This window comes from Synechococcus sp. MIT S9509 (genome assembly GCF_047303035.1).
GTDB lineage: Bacteria > Cyanobacteriota > Cyanobacteriia > PCC-6307 > Cyanobiaceae > Synechococcus_C.
In genome coordinates this window covers 651727-665436 of sequence record NZ_CP138940.1, presented here as the reverse complement: position 1 = coordinate 665436, position 13710 = coordinate 651727, and the positions used below count along the sequence as shown (strand labels likewise).

14 protein-coding genes and 1 other RNA gene are annotated in these 13710 nt (G+C 58.0%); 7 read left to right on the top strand and 8 right to left on the bottom strand.

All coding sequences use genetic code 11. The annotated features are described in order from the left end of the window. Positions 1 to 119: 119 nt before the first annotated feature. Positions 120 to 392, bottom strand: a complete 273-nt coding sequence (locus tag SIB73_RS03735; protein WP_413402826.1) for a hypothetical protein — start codon at positions 390 to 392, stop codon at positions 120 to 122. 243 nt (positions 393 to 635) lie between these two features. Here SIB73_RS03735 and SIB73_RS03730 point away from each other — a divergent pair, with 243 nt between their 5' ends. Further along, positions 636 to 893, top strand: coding sequence for a DUF1651 domain-containing protein (locus SIB73_RS03730; RefSeq protein WP_413402827.1), 258 nt, complete (start codon positions 636 to 638; stop codon positions 891 to 893). Between the two features lie 139 nt (positions 894 to 1032). On the opposite strand, the gene ssrS is transcribed toward SIB73_RS03730, so the two are convergent. From ssrS to SIB73_RS03715, 3 genes are all read right to left on the bottom strand, one after another. Continuing rightward, positions 1033 to 1215: non-coding RNA, 6S RNA (gene ssrS, locus SIB73_RS03725), on the bottom strand. A gap of 1 nt (position 1216) precedes the next feature. Further along, positions 1217 to 2398, bottom strand: coding sequence for a 5-(carboxyamino)imidazole ribonucleotide synthase (locus tag SIB73_RS03720; RefSeq protein WP_413402829.1), 1182 nt, complete (start codon positions 2396 to 2398; stop codon positions 1217 to 1219). Positions 2399 to 2438: 40 nt separating this feature from the next. Continuing rightward, positions 2439 to 3335, bottom strand: a complete 897-nt coding sequence (locus SIB73_RS03715; RefSeq protein WP_413402831.1) for a carbohydrate ABC transporter permease — start codon at positions 3333 to 3335, stop codon at positions 2439 to 2441. Positions 3336 to 3412: 77 nt separating this feature from the next. Here SIB73_RS03715 and aroB point away from each other — a divergent pair, with 77 nt between their 5' ends. After that, entirely contained in the window at positions 3413 to 4546 is a 1134-nt protein-coding gene (aroB, locus tag SIB73_RS03710) for a 3-dehydroquinate synthase (protein WP_413402833.1), read from the top strand. Here aroB and SIB73_RS03705 read toward each other — a convergent pair whose 3' ends face one another. Next, positions 4547 to 5755, bottom strand: a complete 1209-nt coding sequence (locus SIB73_RS03705) for a class I SAM-dependent methyltransferase (protein ID WP_413439714.1) — start codon at positions 5753 to 5755, stop codon at positions 4547 to 4549. A 50-nt stretch (positions 5756 to 5805) separates the two neighbouring features. Between SIB73_RS03705 and SIB73_RS03700 the strand changes: the two genes are divergently transcribed. Then, positions 5806 to 6600 (top strand): TPM domain-containing protein, encoded by a 795-nt coding sequence (locus SIB73_RS03700; protein WP_413406443.1) that lies wholly within the window; start codon positions 5806 to 5808, stop codon positions 6598 to 6600. Positions 6601 to 6621: 21 nt separating this feature from the next. Here the strand turns inward: SIB73_RS03700 and SIB73_RS03695 are convergent, their stop codons facing one another. The 3 genes from SIB73_RS03695 to SIB73_RS03685 all read right to left on the bottom strand — a co-directional run bounded on the left by SIB73_RS03695 (position 6622) and on the right by SIB73_RS03685 (position 9536). Continuing rightward, on the bottom strand, positions 6622 to 7356 hold the full coding sequence (locus SIB73_RS03695) for an endolysin (RefSeq protein WP_413402839.1): 735 nt from the start codon (positions 7354 to 7356) through the stop codon (positions 6622 to 6624). Positions 7357 to 7602: 246 nt separating this feature from the next. Next, positions 7603 to 8697, bottom strand: coding sequence for a hypothetical protein (locus tag SIB73_RS03690; protein ID WP_413402841.1), 1095 nt, complete (start codon positions 8695 to 8697; stop codon positions 7603 to 7605). Continuing rightward, complete coding sequence (locus tag SIB73_RS03685; protein WP_413406445.1) at positions 8691 to 9536, bottom strand: TIGR04168 family protein; 846 nt, start codon at positions 9534 to 9536, stop codon at positions 8691 to 8693. Before SIB73_RS03685 ends, SIB73_RS03690 begins: the two co-directional genes overlap by 7 nt. 63 nt (positions 9537 to 9599) lie before the next feature. On the opposite strand from SIB73_RS03685, the gene nadA reads away from it, so the two are divergent. From nadA to SIB73_RS03665, 4 genes are read left to right on the top strand one after another with little or no spacing between them, the layout of a single operon-like run. Continuing rightward, on the top strand, positions 9600 to 10532 hold the full coding sequence (gene nadA, locus SIB73_RS03680) for a quinolinate synthase NadA (RefSeq protein WP_413402843.1): 933 nt from the start codon (positions 9600 to 9602) through the stop codon (positions 10530 to 10532). Positions 10533 to 10585: 53 nt separating this feature from the next. Next, a complete protein-coding gene (locus SIB73_RS03675; protein WP_413402845.1) occupies positions 10586 to 11563 on the top strand; it encodes a ligase-associated DNA damage response exonuclease in 978 nt (325 codons plus the stop codon). A 28-nt stretch (positions 11564 to 11591) separates the two neighbouring features. Beyond that, on the top strand, positions 11592 to 11942 hold the full coding sequence (locus tag SIB73_RS03670) for a DNA ligase (RefSeq protein WP_413402847.1): 351 nt from the start codon (positions 11592 to 11594) through the stop codon (positions 11940 to 11942). 24 nt (positions 11943 to 11966) lie between these two features. After that, positions 11967 to 13676, top strand: coding sequence for an ATP-dependent DNA ligase (locus SIB73_RS03665; RefSeq protein ID WP_413402850.1), 1710 nt, complete (start codon positions 11967 to 11969; stop codon positions 13674 to 13676). Positions 13677 to 13710 lie beyond the last annotated feature (34 nt).

Sequence of the window (13710 nt, the reverse complement as noted above, 5' to 3'; positions counted from 1 at the left end):
AGCCGACAACAACACGTCCGAAGCCTTCCATTGGTTGATTGCGAACGCACGCACAGTCGCTGAAAGATTACCGAAGGTGCATTCCCCAAACGGGCCAATTCGATTCGTTACGAGTGGGATCAGCGAATCCGTCCGACGACGTAACCCACCAGCAACCCTGCAGCACCGCCCAAAACACCACCGCTCAGTGCGGCGCGTTGGGTGACGTTGAGGCGGCCCCCGAAAACGATCGCAAAAGCCACAACTACAAGCAGACCTGATGTTGCAATGACTGCATCAAGGCTTCTGTGTTTTTTTGCTGGGTTGTCTGGCTTCTGGTCCTTGGCGAGCTTTCCTCCCTTTGTCTCTAGATCACGCTCAATTCGATTGGTCTGGTCGTGTGGGCCTGCCATGCAATTGAGTGCGCTCAAGCGATTCTGGCTTCTGCAACTCAATCCAGCTTGTAGCTTTCGACTTGTTGGCGAACCCAGCTGCGCTGCTCTCTAAAGATCCTCAGGTAGATGCGTACGAGGACGCAGCGAACCTTTGGTTTGAACTGCAGGGTGTTGGTGGACCGCGAGTGAGGCTGCTTGGTGAATATGTGTCCGCAGACACAAGCCACTGGTTGTAGCTTTTGTTTGTCGAGACCGCGTCAAATGAAAGGCTTGCTGACCATTGCGAATAAGTGCCAGACGGTCAGCTTCCTTTCCGATCCGAACTCCAGCTGTTCAGCAGATGACGTCTTTGTGATCGTTGACCACATCAAAGACATGCCAGAAGGTCATCCGCCGCTTCTCAAGACACGCCGGAACATGCGCTACGAGGATGCCGTCGCTCTTTGGAAAGAGCTTCAGCGTTGTGGATGGACCACATCTGAAGTTGCTCCTAGTGATCGTCTTGATACGGGTCACTGAGTCAAAGCAACAGAGAGCCAATCGTGTGCTTTCTCGCCACTTCCTCACTGGTTTTGAGTAGCGCTTTAGGTGGTGATTTACCGACGTCTTCCAACAAACGCAGTGGCCCTAAACCGTTACCACCACTGCGCTTGCTAAGAGGTGGACCACCTGACCGTGCGAGCCCCAGTGTTCGACCTGGAGTTACCAGAAGGGGCGACAAAGCGAGGATTCGTTTCCGGCTACAAGGCCGGTCTACGGCACCTTCACGACAGTCACCCCAAGTCGAAAGAGAGTCAGATCAGAGCACTAGAAAAGGCTGTCACCAACCAGGCAGTCCACTGTCAATTTAAGGGATTCGGCCAGATTTCACGGACTTGGTTCAGAAGGCTTTCAGCCTCCTTGCCGCGAGCATCAGAGTCGGCTTGCTCGAGCAGGACAGTCACGTGCCCCACTTTTCTTCCGGGTATTTCCTGTTTGCCGTACCAATGCAGGTGAGACCTGGGAATGGCCTTCAGTGCAGCAAGCCTCGACTCCAGTGATTCGGAGCCTTCAGAGGGCAGTCCAAGGAGATTCACCATGATCGCGCCCGGCACCACAAGGTCTGTTGATGGAACCGGAAGACCAGCCGTGATGCAGAGCTGCTGATCGAACTGACTGCTGCTGCAAGCCTCGATGGAGAAATGGCCAGAGTTGTGGGTTCGCGGGGCAATCTCGTTCACCATCAACCCTTCCGGGCCGTAGAAAAACTCAAGTGCCATCACTCCCACGTAATCAAGGCTTGTCAGCAGTGATGCGGCGATGTTGTAGGCGGTGGCTTCCAACAGTTGCTCCGACGGAGCAGGAGCAAGAACCCAGTCACAGACCTGGTTGCTCTGATGCGTTTCCACCAGCGGAAGGCTACGGATTCGGCCCTGCCGATCACGACTGACGACGAGTGCCAGTTCACGCTCGTAAGCAACCCAGGTCTCAAGCAGCCATTCCTGAATCGAAACGCTGCTCAGCAGGTCCCTGAGAGCCTTGATGCTGCCGATCACGCAGGTCCCCTTGCCGTCGTAACCGCCATGGGCGGCTTTCGCCATCACCGGAAATGTCCATCCTGCGGGCAGGGATGGTGAGTCGAGGTTGATTTCATCCAGGGCAATCCAGGCCGGACTGGGGATCGCCAGATCATCCAGCATTCGTCGCTGAGACAGCTTGTTCACCAGCGGCAGAAGACTCACGAGTGAAGGGGAAAACATCACCCCATCACGGTCCAGTGTCCGCAATGCATCCACCGGAACCCACTCATTCTCGAAAGTGACGTTCTGGCAACGCTTCAACAATTCCGCCGTGGCGGCAGCATCGGTCGGCGCACCCGTGACCTGCTCCTGCGCCACAGCCATTGCCGGGTCCTGCCCGGATGCGCTCTGCACAATGACATCAACATCGCGCGATGACGCGGCTTCACAGAGCATCAGTGCGAGCTGGCCACCCCCAACAACACCAATTGTTCCGGCAGCACTGGCCATGGCCGTTGATTTCATCCCCTGAAGCTTGCCATCCGACCCTCAGGAAAGTTTTTGTCTAGATCAGTGACTGGTCCTCAGCGAATGCAAATCTGATCGCCGTCAGCAGCAGAACGATCAGAAACAGTGCAAGACCAACTGTGCAGGCGTAACTGATCTCCAGCTCTGCAAAAGCCTGGTCATACACGTAATAGACAAGGGTCCTGGTGGAGTCCGCAGGTCCTCCCTGCGTCATCAGAAACACTTCCTCGAACACCTTGGTGGCGGCGATGGCTGAGATCACCGCCACCAGGGTCACGTAGGGCTTCAGCAAAGGAAGGGTGATATCGAGATGTTTCCTCCAACCCTCACTGCCGTCCAGTTCCGCTGCCTCATAGAGCTCCTTGGAGATCCCCTGAAGACCTCCAAGAAAGATCACCATGTAGTACCCCAGCCCTTTCCAAAGGGTCACCAGCATCACGGAAGGCAATGCCAGCAGGGGATTGGTCAGAAAGTCGATGGGGATGAAACCGGACCCGATCAAGGCTTCGAGCCAGCCATTGATCAGGCCGTTCTCCGCATACAGCCAGCGAAAGGCAATGGCGGCGACAACGATCGACACAAGCACTGGCGTGTAGAAGGCAGCTCTCAGCCAGTGGATACCCGGCAGAACGCGATTCACGAGGACGGCCAGAGCCAGGGCACCGAGAACAATCGGAGGGACCACGCCGATGAGGTAGACGAGGGTGGTCCCCAGCACGCGGTAGAACATCGGATCACCGGCAAGCCTGCGCAGATTGGCCAGGCCGATGAAGCGCAGAGGTTCCGACACATCAAGCCCGGTCTGCGTGAAGCTGATCAGCAAAGCCATCGCGGCAGGAATCAGCACCGAAAGACTCAACAGTGTGAGCGCAGGCGCAAGAAAAGCCCATGCTGTGAGGGTGGTTCGCCGGTCTGGCCTGGAGACAGGGTTCATCGAACTCGAGAAGCCTCCGGCTGAGGATAAGGTCAGTCGATCGAATCGCCAGCGGATTGCAACCGCAGCATCGGCCCATGAGCACAAGCACAGCGCAGCCAGCTGACTTGCAGGAACGCACCAGGATCACGGTGTCGCTGGAACGCAATCCCTACGACGTCATCATCGGCCGTTCGATGGTGAGTTCGATCGGAGCGGCACTGGCCGAGCTGTCGATTCGATCAGGGACCAAAATTCTTGTGGTGAGCAATCCCGACGTGGCCGGGCCCTACGGCGAGAGCTGCCTGAAAGGACTCAAAGCTGCTGGATTCAAACCGGCGCTGCTGGAAATCGATGCGGGTGAAGAACGAAAAAACCTGCACACGCTGAGCCTGATTCTGGACAAAGCGCAGCAGGAGGGCCTGGAGCGCACTTCCCTCATGCTGGCGCTCGGTGGTGGTGTTGTCGGCGACATGACCGGCTTCGCGGCGGCATGCTGGCTGCGCGGTATCGGAGTTGTCCAGGTTCCGACAACTCTTCTGTCCATGGTGGATGCCTCCATCGGCGGCAAGACCGGTGTTAACCATCCGAAGGGAAAGAATCTGATCGGAGCCTTCCATCAGCCACGACTGGTGGTGATTGATCCATTGACGCTGAACACCCTGCCTGTGAGGGAATTCAGAGCTGGAATGGCAGAAGTCATCAAGTACGGAGTGATCGGAGACCCTGAACTGTTCCAGCGACTGGAGCAAGCCTCAGATCTCTCTGATCCAGCGGCCATGGATCCGACATTGCTCCACGACATCCTCGTGCTCTCTGCGGAGGCCAAGGCATCGGTTGTCGCTGACGATGAACGGGAGGGCGGTCGGCGGGCAATCCTCAACTACGGCCATACCTTCGGTCATGTGGTGGAGACTCTGACCGGATATGGAACATGGCTTCATGGCGAAGCGGTGGCGATCGGCATGGCGGCGGTGGGGCGGCTCGCTGTCCAGAAGGGACTCTGGAGCGAAGCTGATCAACAGCGCCAGGTGAAGCTCATTGAGAAGGCCGGATTACCCGTTGCCTGGCCGGCCCTGAACCAGGAATCAGCACTGCAAACCCTGCAAGGCGATAAAAAGGTCCGCCACGGTCAGGTGCGTTTTGTCCTGCCGACCCGGATCGGCAACGTGATCATCAGTGACGAGATCAGCAAGGAGGATGTCACCCGTTGCCTTGATTCACTCAATTGATCAGGAGGGTGAACGCAGAAAACGACTGACGATCAAGTCTTCTTCAGCTGCAGCGGGTGCATTGCGATCGAAGGCGATCCAGCGCAGCTCACCGAGACAGTGTGGATCAACAAGTCTCAGCAGAGCCTCTCGACGCCGCAACGCTTCCGCCAGCTGATCACCCGGCATCTGCTGTAGTGCGGTCAGTCTCTCCGCAAGACCCAAGGCAAGCAGCGCCTCTCCCTGGCGGCAATGCCCGGCGCAACTCCAGCCAGCTTCTTCAGCTGCTCCCACCAGCGATTCGAGGCACAGGTGGGCGGTGATGTCCTGACAACCCGCATCACGCAGAACGTCCGACGATGCCTGCTGACGCCTGTAGGCCATCAGGGTTCCGTCAGCACGATGCGGAGCGTAATAGCGGCTGGATTCCAGGGCGTAATCCACCACCAGCAAAATGCCATCGTTCATGGCCGCCCAGGCCTCTTTCATCCAGGGCGCCATGGAGTGATGCCATTCCGTCGCCCATCCTTCCCTCGCTCCCCTGGGCGGCAGCTCGAAAGCATCACGATCGGCTTGCTTCAGGATCTGAGCCTCCAGTGGCGGTGGCAGAGGATCCTCATCCCACCTGAGCACGGGGACTGATGCGTCTGAGGTCTCGAGAGCGACCATCTGACGACGCAGTGATCCTTCTCGAAGGATGAGGCGTTCAACCGGCAGAGCATCAAGAAGCTCATGAGCAAGCATCACGCCGTTGACGGGTGCTGCGGCGAGCTCCTGCAGGGAAACCCAGCGGCAGGGAACACTGGCCAATGACTCGAGCCGCTCCCTCTGGCGGAGCTGCATTCCAGAGTTGATTTCAACAAGCACGCACTCCACGCGCGGCAGCCATTCAGCTCCGGCAGCCGGGAGCATGTGGATCAACTGGGCAATCAGATCGCCCTCACCTGGACCCACATCCACGATTGACAGCGGCGAATCCGGATGCCGAGACGCCAGGATCTCCAGCCAGTCGATGAGCTGATGCAGCAGAAGACCTGCAAAATCCTCGCCAAGGGAAGGAGACGTGACGAAATCCCCGGTCACACCGACACGCAGTTCCCCCCGTCCGTAAGCACCGTGATCAGGGTCATGAAGAGCCCATTCCATGAAGGTGGAAAAGGGCACGCGGTCACCATGGTGCTGAAGTCGCTCCTGCAGCCACGCTGGGCAGGGCACATCAAAGGCCTTCATGTGGTGAGAATGGCGTGCACTCGCACTGAATCATGGGTGTTCAAGCAATGATGCGCGGCCTGAAAGCACTGCTGAGCCTGTGGGTGTTGTTGGTGATGTTCGCTGCACCCGCCGGGGCTATCGACAATCCCGATCTGCTTCCCGACCATCCGACACCGGTGATTGACCTTGCCAAGGCCTTGAGCCAGACGCAGCGGCAGTCACTGGAAACCTCTCTCGACGCCTTTGAACAACGCAGCGGCTGGAAGCTGAGAGTGCTGACGCAGTACGAGCGAACCCCAGGACTTGCCGTGAAGGACTTCTGGGGACTTGACGAGCGCAGCCTTCTGCTGGTGGCGGATCCTCGTGGGGGCAACCTGCTCAATTTCAATGTGGGGGATGCCCTGTTTGCGCTGATGCCGCGTACCTGGTGGGTGGAGCTGCAAACCCGCTACGGCAATCAGTTTTATGTGAAGGATCACGGTGAAGACGGAGCCATCCTGGCAGCACTGGATGCCGTGGAACTCTGCCTGGATCGCGGAGGGTGCCAGGTCGTGCCGGGCCTGCCCACGGAACAGTGGCTCTGGACGCTCAGCACCTCAATCCTTGGTGGTCTGATTGCAGGTTTCGCTGCCTATCCACGCAAAGAGGGGGAGCGTATTGCCTGGGGCTGGCTGCTGTTGCTGTCGCCTCTTTGGGTGATGCTGTTCGGTGTGTTCGGGGTTGCACCTGTCGTCACACGAACCAGTGAACTGCTGCCGCTGATTCGCAACGGCATGGGATTCATGGCTGGAGGAGTTGGTGCTTACCTGATCGCCGGGGCCACGGTTGGACGAAAATTGAACGAATCCAATCAGGATGGCTGAGTCAGGCGAGAGGCCTCAGGGCTACTTGCAAGAAAATGCTGGACCCAGACAACCAGCATCGGACTTGGCCTGAACGGTTTTCTTAGCCGAAAGAGCCGAGCGACGCTGATCGCGAATCTTGCGCAACTGAGCGAGATTCACGTTGAAGAACCCCTGCAGATTTGCAAAGCGCTTCACAGGTTGCCCGTAATAGCTGCTGCCACGCAAGGTGGGGAAGGAAGCCCACTCGGGAGCCAGTTTTGCTGCAAGGTGAGGACTCATCACACCGGTGTCAGTCAGCTTCAGAGCTTTACGTCGTTGGATCAGGAAGAGAGCGCCCTGGTCCTGTACCTCTGGGCCGAAGCCTCTGACTCCCAGGCGGCGTTTGACCATGTCCCAGGTGAAAGGCATGAACTGGTAGGCACCGGCAGCAGCACTGGCGTACCGGGAGGAATAAATCACCCTGTTGGGGTGGCGGTCCATCGACGGCATCAGACCACCACCGAACATGACTCGATAGCCGAGGTCATGACCACCCTTCCAGGTTCCTTCAGCAAAACGGATGGTGTTGAGCATCGCGCGACGCTCTGGAGTGATGATGTAAGGGAGAGCTGATGCACCGGATTCCTCCTCAAGCATCACAAGCCTTGAGCGGGAACTCTCCAACGCAGGCAGGGCTGCATGAGCCTCCGATAAAGGCAGGGAAGCGAGGAGAGGAACAACACTTGCGACAGCGCCTGGAATGAAACGACAGGCGGTGAGAGCAAGGGAAGTCATACAGAAAATTCGAGGAACAGAATCAAACGTCGAATCCAGAAGAGAACTGGGACGGCGAATAATCCATGGATTCGATGAATCCAGTGCCGTAAAACACGGCCAAACTGTGTCGAACAGATGCCGCCGATCCCAGGGACTTTGTGACAGGCGGGAGATCGTCACGCCAACTGAAGCTGTCGCAACAGGAGCCAGAGCCCAGGGGCAGAGATGCTTTGAAGCACCGATAAGCCGAGCTGATAGAAAAAATCAGCCTTCCTGAACTGTGTTGGTTGCGACCAGTCGAATCGCTTCCGCGGCCTGCGCAGCCCCGCCAACCTTCAGAGGTGTGCCTGCGGCAGGCTGCAGGGGCTGATCCAGCTGCCAGTCACCCGTTTCCAGCGACTGTCGCGTGAGAATTCTGTGATCTGCATGGCGTTGCAAGCCATCCATCAGCACAGCAGCCTCTGCAAATCCCTGACGCTCCACCACGTGAAGCCCAAGGCGACAGCTCATAGCCTCGCAAAAACTGCTGAATCCAGGCTTGCCGAGCAATCGGGCACAGAACGGCATCACATCCAGAAACCTGATCGATTCAGGCAACAGCAGCACATTCGTGATCTGATGAAACTGTTCGTACTGCCTTGAATCCTTCGGTGCAGGCAGGAGAAATTGATGTTGAGGCCAGCTTGTGAACAGCTCGGGGGCAAGTGGAAAACCGAGGCCACCAAAACCCACCAGGACTTTTGCTCGGCCATCCGCAAGAAGACGCCCTTCCAGATCTGAGGGAAGCGGCTCCGGATCTGCAGAAACAAGACCCAGGGCCCGTTCAGGCAACGACCAGTTCATCGCCAATGAAAAGGGACAGCGCAAGAGCAGCGCCCCGCGTTGATAGGCCGATGTGGCCTTGTCGGCCCAGGCAAGAAACGGGCCGCCCAGGGGGCCGTAGATCTCATCCCAGCCGAAGTTGCCCATCCACAGCAGCGGTGCCTCCAGCTGACGGGCAAGCTCAGCTGCCGCGGGTGGAATATCCCCCAAAACAACACAAGGGCTGTTCTGCTGCCGAATCCAGTCGACCTCACGTTGCACGAGCTTGGGGAGCTCGATCTCGAGCTTCTGAAGAGCTCTGAGAGTTGCCTGCTCATCAACGCCGAGGGCATCGGCCTGAAGCATGCCGACATCCCAGCGAACCGTTCTCCTGCTCACCGGCAGATCGCGAAGGACAAGATCGAGGAAGGTCTCATCCACGCCGGAACTGATCACCAGATGCCAGTCGGGCCTGAGTCGATGCAACTCGATCAGCACTGCGGCCTGGCGCGCGGCATGGCCATACCCATGCGTACTGACACACACATAGATCAGCACGGCTTCTGACCTGACAGAGCTGAACGGAGCAGGGGCTGTTCATAAGTCAGCTCACCACTGGGTCGGTACCAACGGTGACTGATCCAGGCTGGCTGAGTCCCTGCGAACTCAACCCAGGTGAAGTGATGCAGCGGCTGACCTGATCCATCCACACCAACCCGCGGCACACATGCCGCATTCACAAAGCAGGTGCCTCGGCGGTTCCGGTGGAACGTGATCCGTTCACCGCGTCGTCCCTTGAGCTGATGATGCATGTGACCAAACACCACAAGGTCAGCTGGACGGGTTCGCTGCATGCGATCGAGAGCCAGGGCCAGATCCCGATCGCCCCAGTCGATATGAGGTTGCTTCCAGTCGCGACCGCAGGGACTGTTCGCCTCTGATCCCAGCCCCGTGGGACCCGAATGTGCCAGTACCACCAGGGGCCAGTCAACGGGAGCCTTCCCGGCCGCATCAACGATCCAACCAGCCGACTGCGCCTCTGTGACTGGACCGAACACCGCTTGAACAGCCTTCGAGAGATGAAACCCACCCCCTGCACTGCAAGGTCGGGCACCAACCACAGCCAGCTCGGGCTGGCTCCATTCACGCAGTTTCCAGGAGCAGTGGCGGTCTCCAAGCATCGTGATCTGCTGTTGAAGCAGACCACCGCTTCTGTCGCGTCCACGGTCATGGTTTCCAAGCAGGACTGCCACAGGCAGGGACAGCTGGGTGATGCTCTTTACCAGGCGCAGATCTCCATCACTGAGATCTCCCACAAAGAGAAGGGCGTCCGGTTGCAGTCGCTGTATCAGATCCGCATCTCTTTCCCCCCAGTCACCATGGAGGTCTCCGGCAATGGCAACACGGAGTGATGTCAGAACGACTTCTAGGCTGGTGCCATCCTGCCCCAGAAGGCCCCGATGAGCTCTGACACCGCACTCGTCGCGGCGATCAACCAGCTCCGCCAGGAACGCAATGCCGTGATCCTGGCGCACTATTACCAGGAACCTGAAATTCAGGACATCGCTGATTTCATCGGTGACTCGCTCGAGCTTTCAAGGAAGGCTGCCAACACCGATGCCGATGTGATCGTGTTTTGCGGGGTCCATTTCATGGCGGAGACCGCGAAGATCCTCAGCCCTGAAAAAACAGTGGTGCTGCCTGATATCGATGCGGGCTGCTCACTGGCCGACGACTGCCCAGCCGATGAGTTCGCAAGCTTTCGCGAACGTCATCCGGATCATCTGGTGGTGAGCTACATCAACTGCACTGCAGCAGTGAAGGCCCAGAGCGATCTGATCTGCACCAGCAGCAACGCCGTCGACCTGGTGAAACAGCTGCCCGATGAACAGCCGGTGCTGTTTGCTCCTGACCGCAACCTCGGACGTTGGGTGGAGCGCCAGAGCGGCCGCGAACTGACCCTCTGGCCCGGGCGCTGCTTTGTGCACGAAACCTTCAGTGAAGAAGCACTTCTCAAGCTCAAACTGGAGCATCCGGATGCGGAAGTGATCGCCCATCCGGAATGTCAGGAAAATCTCCTGGACCTAGCCGACTTCATCGGATCGACCAGCAAACTGCTGATCCATTCCGAAATCAGCGACTCCCAGACATTCATCGTTCTCACAGAACCCGGAATCCTGCATCAGATGCAGCAGCGGGTTCCCGAAAAGACATTGCTTGATGTTCCCGGCCTTGATGGTTGCAGCTGTAACGCCTGTCCCTACATGCGCATGAACAGCCTCGAAAAACTGCGCGACTGTCTTGAGACACTGTCGCCGCAGATCACCATGGAGGAATCGATTCGTTCCAAGGCGGAAGCACCGATCAGACGAATGCTGGCGATGAGCAAGTAACGCATTCAGGAGCCCGAGACACAGCTGCAGATCAGGCTTGCCAGAGTTGAAGGATGAACGTTCTCGAGAGAACCGACAGCGGCCTGTATTGCAGAGCAGCAGACGCCTGGATCGATCCCTCAAGACCAGTATCGAGAGCCTTGATCACGCACGCCCATGCCGATCACGCCAGACCTGGCTGCGGCGAATACTGGGCTGTGGACATCAGCGAGGGAGTGCTTCGTCAACGCCTGGGAAGAGACATCCATCTCCATTGCATTCCTTACCGCCAGGAGTTCTGGCTCAATCAGGCATGTCTGTCATTCCACAGCGCTGGTCATGTGCTCGGATCCGCTCAGATTCGGGTGATGGTCGAGGATCAGGTCTGGGTGGTGACCGGCGATTACAAACGTTGCCCGGACCCGAGCTGCGAACCCTTTGAGGTCGTGCCCTGCGACGTGCTGATCACCGAAGCCACATTCGGGTTGCCGATCTATGCCTGGGCCCCAGGGACACTGGTGGCAACACAGATCCGAGACTGGTGGCATGGCGACCGCGAGCGTCCCTCGCTTTTGTTCTGCTACTCATTCGGCAAGGCTCAGCGTCTGCTGGCAGAGCTGAACGCCATTGGTGTGGACGAGGAAGTGCTGCTTCACGGCGCCGTTGAGACCGTCACGCGCCACTACCGCGAGGCAGGGGTGGCCATGACCTCAAGCAGGCCTGTGAGCGAGCTGCCACGCAAGGACTCACTGGCGGGACGACTGATCCTTGCGCCCCCTTCAGCGCATCGTTCCGCCTGGATGCGGCGGTTCAGGTCACCGCAGACGGCCTTTGCCTCCGGATGGATGGCCGTGCGTGGAGCCCGTCGTCGCCGGGGCTATGAGAGAGGTTTCGTTCTCAGCGACCATGCCGACTGGCAGGGGTTGGTTCAAACGGTGCTCCACAGCGGTGCCAAAACCATTTATGTCACCCATGGCCAGAGTGATGTGCTGGCACGCTTCCTGCGCGAGCGACACGGACTCGATGCCCAACCACTGGATCAGCTCATCTGAACTAATCTCAGACATCTTCTCTGGAACGATGGCCACCCGCTGTTCTGCACTGACCGGCCTGATTGTTTTGATCGCTTCAACGGCAGGACCGCTACTGGCACAGCAGGCCACGGTCACCATTGAACAGATCAACACTGTGGTGTTTCCCGCTGATGGTGCCGCAGCGGCAAAGGCCATCTGCGACGGTCTGGCGAGCGGTGCACTCACTCGTGATCAGGTCGGAATCGATCTCGCCCGACTGCAAAGTGCACTCGGCGAAGTCGGCGAATCCGAATCAGCAAACAGCTACGTGAAAGCCTTCAACAGCACCACAGCCGCAATCAAGGGCTGCAATGTTCAGGTGACAGGTCCAAGTGAAGACAATCTCTGGAATTACTGATCAGAAGCCTGAGACCCTTTCGGCATGAACGCTTTCGCGGCTCTGATCGAGGAACTGGATCAGAGCACAGGGACGAAACGCAAAATTGATCTGATCGCAGATCATCTTCAGCAGGCGGATGCTCATGACGCCGCCTGGGCTGTGTTGCTGCTGATGGGTGAACGACGCAAGCGATTGATCACCGGCCGCCGACTGCGCGAGATCCTTCAACAGGCGAGCGCCATGCCTGACTGGCTGTTCGACGACTGCCAGAGTCATGTCGGCGATTCAGCGGAAACACTGTCGCTGCTCTGGCCACAACTCAGGAACGATATTCCGGCACGAATCCACAACCCGGAGGTGGCGTTCTGGATCGATCAGCTCAGCAGTGCACCACCCATGCACTGGTGGATGGAGACATTGCTCCCTGCCATTGCGGCCATGGAACCCGATGAGCAGACCAATGCTGTGCTCACAATCTGGGAGTCACTGCCGGATGAACGCCTGTTCCTGTTCAACAAGCTGCTGACAGGCGGCTTCCGCATCGGCGTCGCACGTGGCCTTGTCGTGAAGGCAATTGCCGCAGGCTTCAACCTCGAGGAGGCGCTGGTTCTTGAACGACTGATGACGCCATGGGCGGCATCGGAACGGTGGTTCCAATCTCTGACAGCGATCAACAGTGAAGAGCGTGCCAACAGAGGCCCCGTTCCCTACCCCTTTTTTCTGGCCAGCCCGCTCAAACAGGAATCGATCGATGCCGGACCTGCATCGGAGTGGTGGGTGGAAAACAAATGGGACGGCATCCGTGGACAGCTGATCCAGCGCGGCAGCGGAACATACCTGTGGAGTCGCGGCGAAGAGCTGATCAATGAGCAATTCCCGGAACTGATTGACATGGCGGCTGCGATTCCTGAAGACACGGTGCTTGATGGAGAAGTGATCTGCTGGGCTGAAACCGAGCCACAACCAAGACCCTTCAGTGATTTACAGCGACGACTTGGACGAAAAACGGTTGGCCGCAAACTGCGTTTGGAGTGCCCGGTGAGTTTTGTGGCCTATGACCTGCTGGAACACAATGGAGACGATCTGCGCTCCACATCACTGCAGCAGCGACTTCGACAACTGGATGAACTGCATCAGAGGATTGGAGAGAAACCGTCGGGATGGCGTTGCCGTCTGAGCAGTGGACAACAACTGGGACATTGGGATCAACTTGATCAGCTCCGGGCACAGGCCGTTGAGCGGGGCGCTGAAGGGGTGATGCTGAAGCATCTGAAATCTCCCTACCTGAGCGGTCGCAAGCGCGGTTATTGGTGGAAGCACAAACGTGATCCGATGACTCTCGATGCCGTGCTCATCTATGCCCAGGCAGGACGTGGTCGCCGCGCCAACCTCTTCACCGATTACACCTTTGCGCTCTGGGGGCAGCCACAAGAGCCATCGAGCAACCCTCAGCTGGTGACGTTCGCCAAGGCCTACTCCGGACTCAACGACAGCGAGATCCTTGAGCTGGATCGCTGGATTCGAAGTCATACGCAGGAACGCTTCGGCCCAACCCGCTCGGTGGCACCTGAACTGGTCTTCGAGATCGGGTTTGAAGGCATCCAGACATCCAAACGCCATAAGTGCGGGCTGGCGGTTCGCTTTCCAAGGATTCTTCGTTGGAGGCACGACCGCACGGCCGAAAGTGCCAACACCATCGTGGACGCTCAAACGCTTTGTGATCAGTTAGCCAAAAGAGGCGAGGCGTCTTGAATCTGAAAACTGAAAGCATTAACGACCACACAGA